The organism is Candidatus Nitrosocosmicus oleophilus, from assembly GCF_000802205.1.
GTDB lineage: Archaea > Thermoproteota > Nitrososphaeria > Nitrososphaerales > Nitrososphaeraceae > Nitrosocosmicus > Nitrosocosmicus oleophilus.
Genome location: NZ_CP012850.1, coordinates 1,695,218 through 1,711,977, shown reverse-complemented (window position 1 = coordinate 1,711,977; position 16,760 = coordinate 1,695,218). Strand labels below are relative to the sequence as shown.

Sequence of the window (16,760 nt, the reverse complement as noted above, 5' to 3'; positions counted from 1 at the left end):
CAAGGGTAAAAAAAATTAAATTGAAATCAAAAGAGATCAACCATATCAAATATCCTTACCCGCATAATCCCGGTGTATACATAATGAAGGATGAAAATGGAAACATTATTTATATTGGCAAAGCAAAATATCTCGATAGAAGAATCAAAAGTTATTTTTCCAAAAACATTCAGAATTTGCAGGATAATAATTGGAAAACTAGAGTACTTGTAACTAAAATCAAAAGCATAGATTACATTATCACAGATAACGAAATTGAAGCATACCTGTTGGAATCAAATTTGATCAAAAAACATAGACCAATTTTTAATATTGAACTCAAAGATCAACAGAGATACACATACCTGAAAATTACAGATGAAACATTTCCAAGGTTACTAGTAACAAGGAGAAACAGAAACGGACATTTTACAGGTACAAAAGGCGAGATAATAGGTCCATTTGTAAAAGGGAGTTCGAGATACCTGTCTGTCGGTTTACTGAGGAAAATGTTTAAGATCAGAATCTGTACAAAACTACCTAAAAAAGAATGTTTAGAGTATCATATTGGAAACTGTGATGCACCATGTATTAATAAAATTAGCGAGGAGCAATACAAGGAAAATATAGTATCCTTAAAAAAAATATTAGATGACAACGAAGCCCTAGGTAATTTTAACAAAAAACTTGAGACAGAAATGAAGATTGCTTCTGATAACCGAGATTATGAAAGAGCTATTTTTATCAGAGATACTCTTACCAGACTGCAAAATTTGTTACACCATCAAAAAATGGAAAATAATTCTATCGAAGGTTACAAATCTGAGGAATATATTGGATTCTTGGAAGATGAAAACCAAAATAATATGCATGTAATGACACTAGTGAGCAAGAATGGGATCATCAATGACATGAAAAAATACCAGTTTGATATGTTAGGGGATAATTCGATAGAAAATTTTATTTGCCAATACTATCATTCTAGTGCGAAAGTACCAAATGTCATCTACCTTAGTAAAAGTATCGGAGAAGAAATAAATTTACAAAAAGTCTTGTACAAGATGACGGGGGCAGAAGTTAAAATAATTCCTCTAGATTCCAATTACTTGTTAGAGGAACATCAATATAAATCCAATGATATAAACAAGTTTAATATCATGCAACTGATACTAAACAATCTATTAACATATATTGAAAAGAATCATGAACCTGCACTTGATGATCTGCAGAAATTACTAGGATTGAAAAGATTACCATACATTATAGATTGTTTTGATATTTCAAACTTCGGAAATGATTTTGCTGTGGGAGCTTGTACCCGATTCATGAATGGTATCCCAGAAAAGCAAGGGTATAGAAAATTCAAGATAAAAAAGGTATCATACCAAAATGACTTTTTAATGATGGAAGAGATTATAAGGAGAAGATATTCATCCGACAAATTTGGCGAAGATGTTCCAGAGGACAAACGAACTGATAGATTTCCCGACTTGATTGTAATTGATGGTGGGAAAGGCCACTTAAACACGGCAATTGCAACATTGAAGAAGTTAGGCATAGGAGAAATCGACTGCATTTCTCTAGCCAAAGAGAATGAAGAAGTCCACACTCCGTCATCTGCCATGCCTATCCTAATTCCAAGAAACAAGAAATCCTTAAAAATTTTGCAACACATAAGAGATGAATCACATAGATTTGGTTTAACATATAACAGATATTTAAGAAGAAAAATGTTAAACCCGTAAGTAACATGACTTTAACCAGAATAAATAATCATTTAAAAGTACTCATCGCCTATTAAATGAATATTATTAATACAAGTTAGAAAACCGAAAAAACTTGGTGGAAATAATATTTTTAAGTAGTTAATGACAACGTCCTATCATGAAAACCCCTGGAATTGTTATAGCAGGAATCAGTAGCGGGGTTGGAAAAACTACAATATCAACAGCTGTAATTCAAGGGCTTTTGAAAAAAGGATATAAGGTTCAGCCATTCAAGATTGGACCCGATTATATTGATCCATCTTATCACAACATGATTTCAAAACGCCGATCAAGAAATCTTGATGTATGGCTAATGGGGATAAACGGATTAAAGGAATCATATTTGAAAAATTCTATAGACTCTGATATTACGGTTTTAGAAGGCGTAATGGGGTTATATGACGGGATGTCGGGGAAGAACAATTTTGCAAGCACTGCACATGTATCAAGGATCCTAGACCTTCCGATTCTTTTAGTTGTGGATGCAAAAAAAGCAGCCCGATCATTAGCTGCAATTACCCTGGGGTTTATTAAATTTGAACGCAAGATAAGGATTGCAGGAGTGATCTTAAATAACATTGCAAGTGAAAGACATTTGAGATATATTGTTGAGGCGTTTGAATCAAAAATTAAGATACCTATTGTAGGAAAAATATTTAATGATAAGAAACTAATCTATTATGAAAGACATCTAGGCTTGATTCCACGCATGGAACTAAGTGCCACATTACAGAACAGTATCGTAGACAATTCCAAGATTGTTGCTGAACATCTGGATTTTGAAATGATTATTCAGATAGCTAAGAAAATAAATTATCTAGATAAATCAAAATTTGAAAAGTTTTCAATGGACTTGGTAAAAAGAAAATCCAGACATCAAGAATCTAAAAAGTTACATAATTCAAAAGTAAAGATATTAGTTGCATTAGATAAGTCTTTTAATTTTTACTACCAAGATAACCTGGACATGTTACACAAGAGGGCTAAAATAGAGTTTTTCAGTCCTCTAGATGATATTGGTATCTCAGAAGATACAACAGGTATAATATTAGGTGGCGGATTTCCAGAAGTAATTGCAGATAAACTACAAAACAATTCTAGCATGCGGAGGTCAATCTTGGATTTGGCACAGAAGGACATACCAATTTATGCTGAATGCGGAGGATTAATGTACTTAACAAAGACAATTTCAGGCTATAAAAACAACAAGAAGAAGTACAAAATGGTGGGATTATTTGATGCAGATACATTGATGACGGGTAAAGTTACCCTAGGTTATACAGAGGCTTTATTAAATAATGATCAAACTTATCTCGGAAGGACACGAAAGGTGAGAGGTCATGAATTTCATTATTCAAATGTAGTTATTAATAAGAACGATCTAGATTTGATTTATGATTTAAAAAAGGGGAAAGGCATAATGGATGGGAGAGACGGTTTCTATGTTCATGACTGCATAGCATCTTATATGCATACACATTTTATGAATTCAACTTTCTCAGATAGGTTTGTAGAACGCTGTGTTCGGTATTCAAGAAAATAATACAAATAGACTTTATGATATTGACAAGTACCAAATTTCGATTTAAAGGTTTAAAGGTCTAAACTAAAATTGACATAATCATTATGTCTTAGTCTGAGATCTAGATCTTTTTGTTAAATACAACAGCATCAGCGAATTAATAATAGATGAGGCTGCGGAACTACCACCCTTTCTTCCTATATTTGTAATATAAGGAACTTCTACTTTTGACAAATCAATTTTAGATTCAACGGCTGAAACGAATCCAACTGGGATTCCAATCACGAGTAATGGTAAAGTTTTTTTTTCCTCGATCATTGAAAGTAATTCATAAAGCGCGGTTGGCGCGTTCCCGATGACGACAATACCGCCGTTTATCCTGTCAGCAGCCTTCTGCATTGCAAGCTCAGATCTGGTTTTGTTGGATTTTTTTGACATCTCTTTTAATTGAGGATCATTTATAAGACAAATGCCAGTCAAATTTAGATCCAATAATGATTTCTTATTTATTCCATGTAATACCATCTCAACGTCGGTTACGACAAAAGATTTCTTTGCAAAAGCTAAGAAAGCAGATTCTATTGCTTTTTTATGGAAAATAATTCTGTCTTTCCTTGCAAAATCAAAGTCAGCTGTAGCGTGGATAACTCGTCTTACCACAGCCCATTCATTGTCAACATAACCATGGTTACCGATCTCGGATTCTATTATGTCAAAGCTCTGTTTCTCAATTCCAAAAGCCCTAGTTGACATGTCTCGAGATTGAGGATTACCTATGCTGTAATCGCCAGTTTTAGCGTCAGAAAACTCCACTCTTAACTTCAGCCTCCTTAGCTAATGTGATTACCAGATCTATTACTGAAGGGTCTACTCCAATATGTCCAGATATGAACACGCTCTTAAAACTATATTTTTCCTGTGCCTTAGCTAAATCAACCAAGATGTCCTTTTGTATATGGATCCCCTTATGTAAAAAGTATGGAACTACCACTATTGTATTGGGATTAGAAGTTAAACATTCCCTTATACCTTCTTCAATATTTGGTGGTTCTAATTCGAGGAAACAAAATTTAACATCCTTATATGTTTTTTTCAAGCTACTAACAGTATATAGGAAAGCTTCTCTAGCACGTTTATCGCTACTGCCATGGCCGATTAATAATAAGCACAAGTCCGTTTTATCTCTATCGATTCCCTTTTCGAAGATCAGTGAGTTTACTCGTTTTAGTACTATTTCAGATATTACAGGTTGATAAGACAATGGTTTTGTTATTACCATTTTCTTATTTTCTTGGTGTATAATATAGGCAGTTTTGGTAACAGCATCTTTAAGTTTCATTCCAGGGTATAAGAAGTAGGGAACAATAGTTATGGAATCGACGCCTTGCTCAATACATTTTCTAATTCCTTCATCAATGTAAGGTGGAATAACTTCGAGAAAGCAATAATCAACGTAAGAATAGTCGGTTTTATTCTTAATCAAATCACAAGTATCATGCAACTCCTCCTGAACTTCCTTCATTTTGCTTCCTCGATCTATAATTAACAATGCTTTTTTCATTGAAAATTCTCCCTGCTTATTGCGACAGTCAAATCTGGTGGAAATTTTTGTTTAGGTACTATTAAAATACCCTTCGACGATGCTAATGAGGCGGCCTCGGAAACGCTTGAGGTTCCTTCATATTTTCCAACCAAATCAGATGGGTTTGGAACTACTACCTTATTTAATTCAGTTTTTGAAAAGAGGAGCAAAGGAAAATTATTTTCAGTGCAATATTCATCTAATCCAACTACGTGTTTGCCTTTATCCAGGGATGTAATCGCTTTTATACTATTTGTACTCAACCCATTTTCTTCAAGAACTCTTATTATACCCTGTTGGATTGTTTGCTTGGAGGTATTCCAATGCAACCCTATACCTACATAAAGTGATTTTGGTCTATATACTACTGATTTAGCAGTCAATGATCTGTTTGAAACCATCTTATCCGTAATAATTATGGAGCCCTTATACTCTTCAGATAGCAAATCTGTAATGATTGGGACCAGCTCGACATTCTTGGGTAGTTGATCCATGTTCCACCAATTCTTTTCTCCGGTATCTTGATAAACTCCAATTTTTTCTTCATTAACCATCATGGCGCTGACCTTTGTTACATTTTCAAAATTATCTATAACCCAACCGAATTTTTTTCCCAATAGATCGATCGCAATGGTCTTGTTCACATCAGCTGCGGTAGTAATTACTGGAATTGAATGTAAGATCTCAGACACTTTGAGCGTTAATTCGTTGGCCCCACCTAAATGCCCAGACAGTGTGCTTATAACAAATTTTGCAGTATCATCTATTACAATTACAGCCGGATCATGTTTTTTGTCTTTTAGATGAGGCGAGATTAGCCTTATTACTGCTCCTAATGAAAATATACAAATTAACGAATGGTATTTATAAAAGAGAGGCTCTATCCGGTTCGTTACGGATTCTGAGAAGTAAATTATCGATGGATCCGAGTCCCTAAATTTTTCTGGTACCTGGATTTCCGATTCGCTCAATGCATTTCGAATTCGCTTGGCGATTTCAATGCCTTTTTTAGTTATAGCAACAATAGCGATATTCTTTTTGTTTATATCCTCATTCAATTCTTAAAATAAATCTCCTATACTTTACCACTTTATTATACTAACTATTTTATTATAAGTTTGCGTCTTGGGATTTGAAATTATGGTGTATAACGTCTATTGGAACAAAAAGCATACCTGGACTTAAGTTAGAGATGTAGTCTTTGGGAAAATATGAAATGTGATGAATCAAGAGTTTTTCACCACTTTGTTTTTACGGATTTTAAATATCATGATTAAATATATTGTTTCAGAAAACTAGTGCTTTTAATTCTTTGGGAATCTACCAATGACGTATCCTTTAAAGTCAAACATAATGACTTCTATAGATAACTCGTTTTTTGAATAGTTGCTTAGCTGGCTAGCAGCATTGCTACATATGAGATCATAAAACCCTTTAATATTGTGAGCGTCAATTATTTCCGAAACATGCCGTGCAGTATTGGCGTCTAGGATTAGTTTCAGAACTTCTTCAGAAGCACCGACTGTCTCTGCTAGTTTTGCCATAAATTCCATATTAACATGAGATCCTCTTACATGTGTTTGTTTGACACCCATTGCTATTTTTGTTAATTTTCCGATGAACCCCGCGATAAACACTCTTTTAACTCTCTTGTCATGGCATTGCTTTACACTATAACCTGCAAAGTCGCCCATTTGAACATAACAATGATCAACGTATGTATCCCCGAACAGGCCTTTACAAAAATCCTCACTTCTGCCTCCTGTAGTAAGAATAAAAGTGTCTGCTTTTAGTGCTATTCCAACATCCAAACTCTGCCTTATTGCGGCAGCAAAGGAAGCAGTTGAATATGGGAGTACTATGCCAGTAGTCCCCAGAATTGAAATCCCACCAAGTATACCTAGTCTAGGGTTGTCAGTTTTTTTTGCTATTTCTTCCCCACCTGGAACAGAGATTATTACTTTCAAGCCTTGTTTTTTAATTACTTCTGGGTAAAGATTCAATACTTCATGTATAGCTTCGGTTATCATTTTCATCGGTATTGGATTTATTGCAGCATCTCCTAATAACAATCCAAGGCCTGGTTTGGTGACTTTACCCACCCCAGCTCCTCCAATGATTTTCACTTCACCCTTATTGCTCGTAGATTCAACGGTCGAGCAAATTTCAGCACCATGAGTTACATCAGGATCATCTCCAGCATCCTTAATCACTGCAGAGGTAATCGACTTTTCATTCATTCTAGTCCATGCAACTTTGAGTTGGACCACCTTACCTTTTGGGAGTGTAACCTGTACTTTTTCAACACTCTTTCCAGTTAAGAATGTAATAAGTGCAGATTTGGACGCAGCAGCAGCTGAGGTTCCGGTCGTATAACCAGTTTTAAGTTGGCCTCTTAGTTTTTTCTCTCTAACTTCTGAAGGAAGATCCTGTTCACTTTCCGCGATAGACAAATCATTAGAAATTTTCTCATCCGACTCGCTCAAAACCATTCATCGATTATACTTACCATGCAAACATATCAAAAAAATCCTTATGATTATTTAATTGACACGTAGGTTTTTCAAAGCCTCTGCTTTATCTGTTTTTTCCCAACTAAAGTCAACATCTCTTCGCCCAAAATGTCCATATGCAGATGTTTTTTTATAAATTGGTCTTTTCAGATTAAGGGTTCTAATGATCCCAGCTGGGCTAGTATCGAATAGTTCTTTAACCTTAGCCTCTATTTTTTCTTCGTCTACCTTTGATGTCTTAAACGTATCAACCATAATTGACACGGGTTTTGCTACACCTATTGCATAAGCAATTTGAACTTCACATTTAGTAGCCAATTCTGCTGCCACGATATTTTTAGATATGTATCTGGCCATGTAGCATGCAGATCTATCAACTTTGGTTGGGTCTTTGCCTGAGAAGGCTCCTCCCCCATGCCTTCCCATCCCTCCATAGGTATCAGCTATGATTTTTCTTCCTGTCAATCCCGTATCGCCGGGAGGTCCCCCAATTACAAATCTACCTGTAGGATTGACAAATACCTTCGTTTCAGAAGTAATCCAATCTGAGCAAACGGGACTTATTACAAATTTAGTAATTTCCTCATTAATTTGTTCTTGAGAGATTTCAGGAGAATGCTGGGTTGACAACACAATAGTATCAATCGACTTTGGTTTGTTATCCTCATACAAAATTGAAACTTGTGATTTTCCGTCTGGTCTAACCCAATCCAATTCTTTTTTCTTCCTTACTTCGGACAAGCGCAATGATAAATTATGAGCAAGCATTATTGGCAAAGGCATAAACTCCGGAGTTTCGTTTATCGCAAACCCAAACATGAGCCCTTGGTCACCTGCTCCCTGCTCTCTCAATTCATTTGATGTAACTCCAATAGAAATATCTGGGCTTTGTTCATGAAGTGAAACTAAGACCGAACAAGTATTTCCATCAAATCCAAATTCAGGTTTATTATAACCAATATCGTTTATTTCATTTCTTACAATATCCTGGACATCCATCCTATGTGTAGAAGTTACCTCCCCTGCTACTATGACGACTCCAGTAGTAGTCATGGTTTCTACTGCTACCCTAGCATCAGGATCATTACTCAGAAATGAATCAAGAATAGAATCAGAAATTCTATCGCATATCTTATCAGGATGTCCTTCTGTTACACTTTCAGATGTAAATATATATTTTCGTGGTTGCATTATTATCATTAATCAAGAATTCGGAAATTGTACTAATTATTAGAATTCTTTCTCTAACTTAATGAAAAGCACGTTATTACCTCTTATAACGACTTTACCATAATTTGCTAACAGATCAGATCCATCAAATTCTTCTGCATCAACTAGAATAAGATTCATATAAGAATCTACATTCGACATTTTGCCTCTATATTCGATTTCGCTTTTTAACCTTACAGCAACTTTTCTGTTCAAAGAACGCTGTAAAACATTTAATGGTCTCTTAGTAGGTTGTTGTGAAGGTGATGCGGCCATATTGTTATTCAATTGTGAAAAGACCCTAGGCTACAATAAAAAGCTTCCTCTACGATATGATGCCTAACAAATCAATATTTTTATCCATGAAAGAATATCTAACCTCATAGATTCAGAAGTAACAAAATTAGATAGCCTCCTGCTCAGATTGGCCCAAAAAGGCACTTTGATCGAGTTGGTTGGTAAGAAAGGTGCTGGAAGAACCCACTTGGTTTATTTGATATGCTCATTAAATAGCATAAGAAATAAGAAGACATTATATCTCGATGGATCGGGAAATTTTCGACCCGAATTAATTAAAGAATATCTTCTAAAAATAGCAAACGCTAACGATGAGGAACTAAAAAAATATTTGAAGAAGATAACGTATCAAAGAATCTATGAAGCAGATAAACTAGTCCTTCTTTTGAAGAAAATTAAGGTATTAGAGATAGATTGCATAATTTTTGATGATATGATGCCCTTGTTTCTTTACAATCAGAATAAAGACATTAGACAAGAGGTAAGAAGATTTATTAGAGAAATAGCTATGATTGCAATTGTCAAAAATATTACCATAGTTTTTACAAGTACCTTAATTGAGAAATTTGAGGAAAATAGTTTTGAAAGTCTAAACTATGAACTTTTTTATCACGATGTCATAAGGTATGTTCATATCAAAGCAAATATCAAAAAAAGAAACCAAAATACGATCGAATGTGAATTTATTCATCCCAAACTTCTAATCGATTCAAGACTAATAATTAACTTGGACAGATCTTAACGCTATTGGATTTAAAACATAGTGGAAATTATTATAGTAAAAAGTAATAGATTTAAAGAATGATAGAATCATAAGAAATCATTATGTATTCTTTTACAGTAGTTGAAAGAAGAAACCAAAACAATGTATAATTATAATTATAAAAACAACTACAACAAAGTAGTTATTATAGGACTTGGCCAGCTTGGTCTTCCAGTTGCAAAGTATGTTAAAGAACATGGTTTTGATACTTTTGGATATGATATAAATCAAAAAACCATGCAGTCAGCTGAAGCCAATTATGGAATAAAACAAGCAACCAACTTTGGTGATTTTGACGTACTAATTATTTGCGTATCTACACATAGACCAGACGATATGTTTACACCACAAGTAGATGGTTTGATGTCTGTTGTTGAAAAGATATCTAGAGAAGCTAAAGCAGGTGCATTAATATCAATTGAAAGTACTATACCAAAGGGTACATCAAAAAGAGTATTTGAAAAAGTAGACCATAGACTACATGTTGTACATGCACCACATAGATGGTATGCATTAGAAGAAGAAGTTCACGGTGTTAATCAATTACGTATTGTAGGTGGTGTAAGCAACTGCTGTTTGCAACATGGTCTTAACTTTTATGATGGACGTGAGGTAGTGCCTCAAACAACAGAAACAGCTAATGATAAATTATCAGAAACATCTCTAATAGACAACAGCAATACAAACGCTACCACCAATTCAAATAACCATGTACATTTTCAACAACAACAATCAACAAATCATGGTCGTGTAACCATTCCCTCAACAACAACATCAATGGCAAGAACCACAGGGCTAAAAACTCTATCAATTCCAATGCACCCAGTATCATCAGTTGAAGTAGCAGAACTAACAAAAATAGTAGAAAATGCTCATAGATATCTTCAAATAGCATTTGCAGAAGAGCTTTATCTTTATTGTAAGTCTAATAGCATTAGTTTTTCAGAATTACGTGAATCACTCAATACAAAATGGAATGTAGAAGTACTAGAACCAAGAGATGGAATAGGAGGTCACTGTCTTCCAAAAGATACAAAGATGTTTATCAATTCATCTAACACAATAAGAAGCAAGATACTTCAAGCAGCCGTGGAGATTGATGAGGACTATAGAGAATATATCCAAAGTAGAGAGAAAAAAGGGAGTATGGGCTCTGTAGCAATTACTAAAGACAAAAAAACCCAAGAGGTAGAACCGAACCAACTGCTTTATAGTAAGAAAATCAATTGAGACTGTTAACAGTCTCAATTATTTTATTCAAATTATGACATCCGCGCATATCTACAAGTTTTATTTGTTGCCTAAATTTGTTAACTAAGTTTGGATGGCATCTAATGAATGGATATGGGGCCCTAGTTCCTATTATTTTGTGATGGTCATCCAATCCAAATTGCATTAAATTAATCAACGCATCCCCCGGGTAATGACCGTTAGTATCCTTTCCGCATAAAATCAAATATTTCATAGTGTGGGATGTTGTACAATAATGAATTAGCTGATCGATTCCTTTGTTTTCAGAAAATAAACGGCCTATAATTAAAAGCTTATCCATAATATCATCGTTAGAAATCTTCTTCAAAAGGGCTATACTCGAAAGCGTACAAACCGCAATCTCTGTACCTCTCCCACTAAACGAAGAAATAGGGATGGGATACATAACTTTACAGACTACACCGGCTGCTTGTTCCAATTGAAATTTGATGTTCAAATTAGTTGATTCCCCAACTAGCCTTAGTACATGGTTTTATTTCTAAAAAAGGAGATTCCCCTTCTTTCCATGGATTACTTCTAACCCACTCAAACTTGTCATAATAAAGCAGGTAAATTCTGTCGTATAATTGACCATTTTCAATTATTCTTACTATGCCGTTTACGGTGATCCCCTTATTCAAACTTGGTTTGTAAATATCTACAGTCAAGCTGACTTTAGGATTCTTCCCTATGTTAAATAATTTTTTTGTATTGTAATCAGTTGAAACATAAAAAAAATTGTCCTTGTAGATGTATGAAACTGGTACTACGTGAGGTTTATCTCTAAAAGAAGTTGCTAACCTACAAACCTCATTTTCTATTATAAATTTAATCTCATTTGGGCTTAACTGGAACATAGGCTATAGTTATATAAACTAAAAGCTGTCGAGTTAATTTAAACTAATTGCGATCGGTCAATCTTTTTGAATTTGATTCTTCAAGCCTATGACTGACCCACGTACAAAATGAGAATACATGAATTGAAAATAGCTTAATTATTAGTATGGTGAAACACATAGGACAGCCTGCCAAACTGTGGCCCATTGGCTATTATTTGCGTTGGATGAACATAATAAATAGAGAGATCTAGTAAACTTGAATCAGCAATATGGGAGATGACTGTGGACAAAGGATTAATTATTGTGTATTATGGCAATGGAAAAGGTAAAACCACCGCAGCTTTAGGTGTAGCATTAAGAGCTATTGGATACGAATTGAATGTCTGTATGATTCAATTCATAAAGGGAGAGTGGAATTACGGAGAAATATATAGTTCAAATAGACTAAAACCAAATTTTGAATTAGTAATAACAGGAAAAGGATTTGTGGGTATAATTGATGATGATCATGATTTCATAGAGCATGTAGAGTCATCAAAAAATGCTTTGGCAATTGCTAAGGAGAAAATAGACTCTGGAAAATACAGCATTGTTATACTAGACGAAATTAATTATGCTTTGAAGCTTGGGCTAATTGAAGAAGGAGAAATTATTTCACTCTTAGCTTCAAAACCGCCTGAGGTAACCGTAATATTGACTGGGAATCTGTTGACGGACAAAATATTTCAGATTGCTGATCTGGTTACGGAAATGAGGGAAATCAAACATCCGTATAAAAAAGGTGTAAAGGCAAAAAAAGGTATAGATTATTAGAGGTTCATAAAAGCAAAATTAATTAATCTAACAAATTGGTTTAAACATAGTGAGTATTTCAGAAACCAAAAAACTCCCCGATTTGGGAGAAATAGTTATAGTTACAGTCAAAGAAGTTACGGGTCATGGAGCTTATGTAACCCTTGACGAATATGACAATCTTACTGCGTTTTTACATATTTCAGAAATTGCTACTGGCTGGATCAGAAATATAGAGCGGTATGTAAAGGCTAAGCAGAAAACAGTCCTCAAGGTAATCAGAGTTAACCCCACAAGGTCAGAAGTAGATCTTTCACTAAAGCAGGTTACCGGCGAAGAAAAGAAAGCGAAAGTCATGGAGGTAAAAAAAGATGAAAAGGGTGCAAATTTTATGGATGTTATAAAGACTAATCTTGGCTATGATCAAAGTAGTATTAAAGAGATTGAAGAAAAAATAAGTCAGAAATATGATTTTATCTATGATGCTTTTGAAACTGTAGCCATCAAGGGACCTGAAGTATTATCTACTCTTGATCTAAAACCAGAAGTGATTGAAGCAATAGAACTAGAAAGTAAGAAGATTCAGATTCCTCATATTGAAGTTAGGGCAGTACTGGATATTACTGTAAGAAAGGGAGATGGGATCGACACAATAAAGAATATTTTAGGATCTGTAGATGGATCCAAAAATAATTCTAAAATAGACATTACGTACATAGGTGCCCCAAAATACAGAATCACAGTCACAGCAGAAAATTTCAAAATTGCCGAGAAAGCATTGAATCATGCTATAGAAAAAATAAAGACTAATATAGAAAAAAATGCCGGAACTTTTAGATTCACTAGGGAAGAATCAAAGAAAACCCATACAAATATTTAACTTCTTGAATAGCAATGAAGCACCGGATTCGAATTTGTAGATTGTGCAAGCAATATACGTTGAAAGATAAATGTCCTATTTGCAAGGCTGAAACCAATGACCCACACCCGCCAAAATTTTCCCTTGATGACAAATATATAAGGTATCGGATTATGGATGCCTACGTGGACAATTCGGAAAAAGGATGAATATAATAATATTATTATGTCATTATCTCAAATTCTCATACGTAAGATTATTTTAGGAAATTCTCACTATTGGATTCAGAGTTATCGTATCCTGGCAATGCATTAATAATTCGCATGAATCCCAATTCACTAGCATTGGTGTTTTGAGTCATATTAACAACGACTGGAATGAGATCCTGAGGTCTAGAGGAATTGCTGTTGTTTAAAGTAGCATTGTCTTTGTTTTGAGCTGCTTTATTAGAATTATTTTTGACAATATCTTGGAGGGCTGTTGCATTGGAAGGAACAGTATTAATTATATTTTTGATAGGGATATCACTAGCATTGGTGTTTTGAGTCATATTAACAACGACTGGAATGAGATCCTGAGGTCTAGAGGAATTGCTGTTGTTTAAAGTAGCATTGTCTTTGTTTTGAGCTGCTTTATTAGAATTATTTTTGACAATATCTTGGAGGGCTGTTGCATTGGAAGGAACAGTATTAATTATATTTTTGATAGGGATATCACTAGCATTGGTGTTTTGAGTCATATTAACAACGACTGGAATGAGATCCTGAGGTCTAGAGGAATTGCTGTTGTTTAAAGTAGCATTGTCTTTGTTTTGAGCTGCTTTATTAGAATTATTTTTGACAATATCTTGGAGGGCTGTTGCATTGGAAGGAGTTGCCTCCATTATTTGTTTGATAGGGATATCACTAGCATTGGTGTTTTGAACTTCCTCAATCATTAGAGGAATTAAAGACAAATAAGTTTGATTGATATTTAATAAAAATTCATCATTGTTAGAAGAATTAGTTTCTTGGCCATATATGTAAATTTCTGAAGTCCATTGGGGACTCGAATATGCCAGAATAAAGATTGGGATGATCATAAATGATATGGAAACAAGAGTCAGTCTGTCAAGGGGAGTGTTAATATTCATAACAAGTCTGTTAATCTGTGATAAAATAAATATATTGCTAAAATATTGATCGAATTTTAAATTGAAAATTAAAATGAAGATTTAGGATTTGTGCTTTTCAAAAGAAAAATGGAGGTTTATCTACCCAAACATAGACCGTCTGGGACAGATGTATTACAGTTATTGTCACCGAACACATTGTCATTAATGTTTGTTGGTAGACCGTTACCGTTATTCAAATCTACACCACGGTTCTGCAATACGTTATTTGAATTTACGTTGTTCTTTGTGCTTTGACCATCTAGGAATATACCATTAACAGACCCTTGGATTGTATTCATTGATAGCTCATTGTTTGCGGAGTTAACCAGTGTTACACCTGCCAAGTCATTTGATTTGAATAGGTTTGTGGTCAACTTTGAGCCTGATGAGGAGTGAGCTGCTACACCAATGCTGTTTCCGAACATTAGATTGTCTTCAATTGCTACGTTCTTTGATCCTGTTTCAAATACTGCGATTTCATTTTCTGTGAATGTGACTCTTGAAATTTTGTTGTCTTCTCCACCGGAGAACAATGCGCCTGCTTGGAAGCTCTTAATTGTTCCTGGACCTTGAACAGTTACACCATCGTTGTCTGCAAACATGATTCCAACCTTAGAACTCTTTTCTCCTGGACCACTTAATGTAAATCCATTCAAATCGATTGTAATGCCGTCAGCTCCTACAATAATGCCATCAGTCTTGCAATCAAGGTTGGCTGTCAGTTTTACACTTTGTTTAATAACTTGACCACAAGATAAGCTGGTGCTTAATGGGACTGCGCTGCTGCTGCTGCTGCTGCCATTTTCTTGTGATGGTTGATTATTATCATTAGTATTAGAGGAGGGGAGAGCACTGTTCAAAATATTGTCTATCATGCTGCTTTGTGCTGATGCTACAGTTGGTTGTATTAACAAAGCACCAACAGATGCAAATGCAATTAATGCCGCCATGAGATATATTTTGTTATTCATTCAAACAAACAATCAATTGTATAATATATATGGGAAACTGTTGTTTTTACGTAACTCAAGATTACTTTCTATCAGATATAAATAATTAATAATCAGATTATTAAGAACTTTTTTTGTAATAAATCGTTATATATAATCAATCACCCGAGTACATATTTCATCCAAAAGTATACAAATATTAATATTGTTACGAGCCTAACCATATCAATTGAAGATAGCTGTGATTGGAGCCGGCGTAGCCGGAAGTTATCTGGGCGGAATGTTACATAAAATTGGCCACGAAATAACTATCTTTGAATCAAATAAGAAAGAAATGCACTGGCCGGTATGTGCATGGGGAGCGTCAAGGCATATGTTAGAGTATTTTTCTAAAAAGGCAGGGCTCGATTTTGATAATTATGTTTTTCATGTAGGGAAAAGACTAAGAATGGGATTACCAAATCAAAAGGAGGAGTTTCTCGATTTAGATGGCTTGGTTACCTACAATAAGAAACAATGGGAGAGCGATTTGCTCGCGGGTATCACAGTAGAATATGGAGTTAATTGTGATAAAAAGACATTTCCAAGTGATAAATATGATTATATTTTAGATTGTACAGGTTTCCATAGGAAATTTCTGCCTAAACCTCAAGAAGATTTTGTGATTCCCGCGTATGAGTATCTGGTTGAGAACATTCAAGATATCGATGAATTCCAAGTTGTAGGATATAAGGGTGCGAGGGGGTACTTTTGGTACTTCCCTTTAAGTAAGGGCTCTGGTTTTATGGGGGCAGGTGATATTGACAGGAAATATCACGGGGTAAAAGAATTCTTAGAAACTCACCCGGATGCGCGAATCATCAAAAAAATAGGCAGACCCATACGACTTTCACCGCCTAAACTGATGGAACCTTTTTACGACGGAAAGATTATAGGAGTAGGAGAATCTATAGGCACGGTCTTCCCGATGCTGGGTGAAGGCATCATCCCATCATTGTTAAGTTGTGAAATATTTTTGCAGGTTATGGAGGAAAACAAAAACAATAAGGTGAAGTTTGACCATAAACGATACAGAGAAAAAATTCTAAAGAAGTTCAACTATTACTATGATGTTTACCGAATTGTAAGGCTCAAAATGGACGGGAAATTAAGTACTGTTAAGCATTTTAATTTGCTATTGAGTATGTACAAGAACATGAAGAAGGATGAAAAGAGGTTTGGGTTTGAAGTCGACTTTGAAAAAATGAGGAGATTGGTAAATGCCCTTTAAAAATTTGGGACTTAA

General features: G+C 34.7%; 18 protein-coding genes. 8 read left to right on the top strand and 10 right to left on the bottom strand.

The annotated features are described in order from the left end of the window. Positions 1 to 20 precede the first annotated feature (20 nt). Positions 21 to 1,724, top strand: a complete 1,704-nt coding sequence (gene uvrC, locus NMY3_RS08290; RefSeq protein WP_231100404.1) for an excinuclease ABC subunit UvrC — start codon at positions 21 to 23, stop codon at positions 1,722 to 1,724. A gap of 139 nt (positions 1,725 to 1,863) precedes the next feature. Further along, on the top strand, positions 1,864 to 3,288 hold the full coding sequence (locus NMY3_RS08285; protein ID WP_196818431.1) for a cobyrinate a,c-diamide synthase: 1,425 nt from the start codon (positions 1,864 to 1,866) through the stop codon (positions 3,286 to 3,288). A gap of 81 nt (positions 3,289 to 3,369) precedes the next feature. Here the strand turns inward: NMY3_RS08285 and NMY3_RS08280 are convergent, their stop codons facing one another. From NMY3_RS08280 to NMY3_RS08255, 6 genes are all read right to left on the bottom strand, one after another. Continuing rightward, on the bottom strand, positions 3,370 to 4,080 hold the full coding sequence (locus tag NMY3_RS08280; protein WP_231100403.1) for a precorrin-8X methylmutase: 711 nt from the start codon (positions 4,078 to 4,080) through the stop codon (positions 3,370 to 3,372). Next, complete coding sequence (locus tag NMY3_RS08275; RefSeq protein ID WP_196818430.1) at positions 4,067 to 4,789, bottom strand: sirohydrochlorin chelatase; 723 nt, start codon at positions 4,787 to 4,789, stop codon at positions 4,067 to 4,069. The genes NMY3_RS08280 and NMY3_RS08275 overlap by 14 nt, the downstream gene beginning before the upstream one ends. A gap of 35 nt (positions 4,790 to 4,824) precedes the next feature. Next, a complete protein-coding gene (locus NMY3_RS08270) occupies positions 4,825 to 5,907 on the bottom strand; it encodes a cobalt-precorrin 5A hydrolase (RefSeq protein WP_231100402.1) in 1,083 nt (360 codons plus the stop codon). A gap of 246 nt (positions 5,908 to 6,153) precedes the next feature. Further along, entirely contained in the window at positions 6,154 to 7,335 is a 1,182-nt protein-coding gene (locus NMY3_RS08265; RefSeq protein WP_231100401.1) for a cobalt-precorrin-5B (C(1))-methyltransferase, read from the bottom strand. A 57-nt stretch (positions 7,336 to 7,392) separates the two neighbouring features. Beyond that, positions 7,393 to 8,553 carry a methionine adenosyltransferase gene (metK, locus tag NMY3_RS08260; RefSeq protein ID WP_196818428.1) on the bottom strand — a complete coding sequence of 387 codons (1,161 nt, stop codon included), beginning with the start codon at positions 8,551 to 8,553 and terminating at the stop codon, positions 7,393 to 7,395. Positions 8,554 to 8,592: 39 nt separating this feature from the next. After that, positions 8,593 to 8,859 (bottom strand): LSM domain-containing protein, encoded by a 267-nt coding sequence (locus tag NMY3_RS08255; protein WP_196818427.1) that lies wholly within the window; start codon positions 8,857 to 8,859, stop codon positions 8,593 to 8,595. A 58-nt stretch (positions 8,860 to 8,917) separates the two neighbouring features. Between NMY3_RS08255 and NMY3_RS08250 the strand changes: the two genes are divergently transcribed. Together NMY3_RS08250 and NMY3_RS08245 are read left to right on the top strand one after the other, a co-directional pair. After that, positions 8,918 to 9,610, top strand: a complete 693-nt coding sequence (locus NMY3_RS08250) for a hypothetical protein (protein WP_320410466.1) — start codon at positions 8,918 to 8,920, stop codon at positions 9,608 to 9,610. A gap of 123 nt (positions 9,611 to 9,733) precedes the next feature. Beyond that, the gene (locus tag NMY3_RS08245) at positions 9,734 to 10,861 is read left to right on the top strand and encodes an NAD(P)-binding domain-containing protein (protein ID WP_196818425.1); all 1,128 of its coding nucleotides are present in this window, start codon (positions 9,734 to 9,736) and stop codon (positions 10,859 to 10,861) included. Here the strand turns inward: NMY3_RS08245 and NMY3_RS08240 are convergent. Then, positions 10,854 to 11,339, bottom strand: a complete 486-nt coding sequence (locus NMY3_RS08240) for a hypothetical protein (protein WP_196818424.1) — start codon at positions 11,337 to 11,339, stop codon at positions 10,854 to 10,856. The two genes, NMY3_RS08245 and NMY3_RS08240, sit on opposite strands and share 8 nt — an antisense overlap. Before the next feature lies 1 nt (position 11,340). Next, positions 11,341 to 11,739, bottom strand: coding sequence for a pyridoxamine 5'-phosphate oxidase family protein (locus tag NMY3_RS08235; protein WP_196818423.1), 399 nt, complete (start codon positions 11,737 to 11,739; stop codon positions 11,341 to 11,343). A 264-nt stretch (positions 11,740 to 12,003) separates the two neighbouring features. Here NMY3_RS08235 and cobO point away from each other — a divergent pair, with 264 nt between their 5' ends. The 3 genes from cobO to NMY3_RS08220 are packed head-to-tail and all read left to right on the top strand — an operon-like array spanning position 12,004 to position 13,581. Then, positions 12,004 to 12,534, top strand: a complete 531-nt coding sequence (gene cobO / locus NMY3_RS08230) for a cob(I)yrinic acid a,c-diamide adenosyltransferase (RefSeq protein WP_231100400.1) — start codon at positions 12,004 to 12,006, stop codon at positions 12,532 to 12,534. 49 nt (positions 12,535 to 12,583) lie between these two features. Continuing rightward, positions 12,584 to 13,393, top strand: a complete 810-nt coding sequence (locus NMY3_RS08225) for a translation initiation factor IF-2 subunit alpha (protein WP_231100399.1) — start codon at positions 12,584 to 12,586, stop codon at positions 13,391 to 13,393. A 14-nt stretch (positions 13,394 to 13,407) separates the two neighbouring features. After that, a complete protein-coding gene (locus NMY3_RS08220) occupies positions 13,408 to 13,581 on the top strand; it encodes an RNA-protein complex protein Nop10 (RefSeq protein WP_196818421.1) in 174 nt (57 codons plus the stop codon). Positions 13,582 to 13,628: 47 nt separating this feature from the next. Here the strand turns inward: NMY3_RS08220 and NMY3_RS08215 are convergent, their stop codons facing one another. Together NMY3_RS08215 and NMY3_RS08210 are read right to left on the bottom strand one after the other, a co-directional pair. After that, positions 13,629 to 14,504 (bottom strand): hypothetical protein, encoded by an 876-nt coding sequence (locus NMY3_RS08215; protein WP_196818420.1) that lies wholly within the window; start codon positions 14,502 to 14,504, stop codon positions 13,629 to 13,631. 116 nt (positions 14,505 to 14,620) lie between these two features. Continuing rightward, positions 14,621 to 15,496 (bottom strand): right-handed parallel beta-helix repeat-containing protein, encoded by an 876-nt coding sequence (locus NMY3_RS08210; protein ID WP_196818419.1) that lies wholly within the window; start codon positions 15,494 to 15,496, stop codon positions 14,621 to 14,623. A gap of 208 nt (positions 15,497 to 15,704) precedes the next feature. On the opposite strand from NMY3_RS08210, the gene NMY3_RS08205 reads away from it, so the two are divergent. Continuing rightward, positions 15,705 to 16,745: an NAD(P)/FAD-dependent oxidoreductase gene (locus NMY3_RS08205; RefSeq protein ID WP_196818418.1), complete on the top strand. Its 1,041-nt coding sequence runs from the start codon at positions 15,705 to 15,707 to the stop codon at positions 16,743 to 16,745. Positions 16,746 to 16,760: the final 15 nt, after the last annotated feature.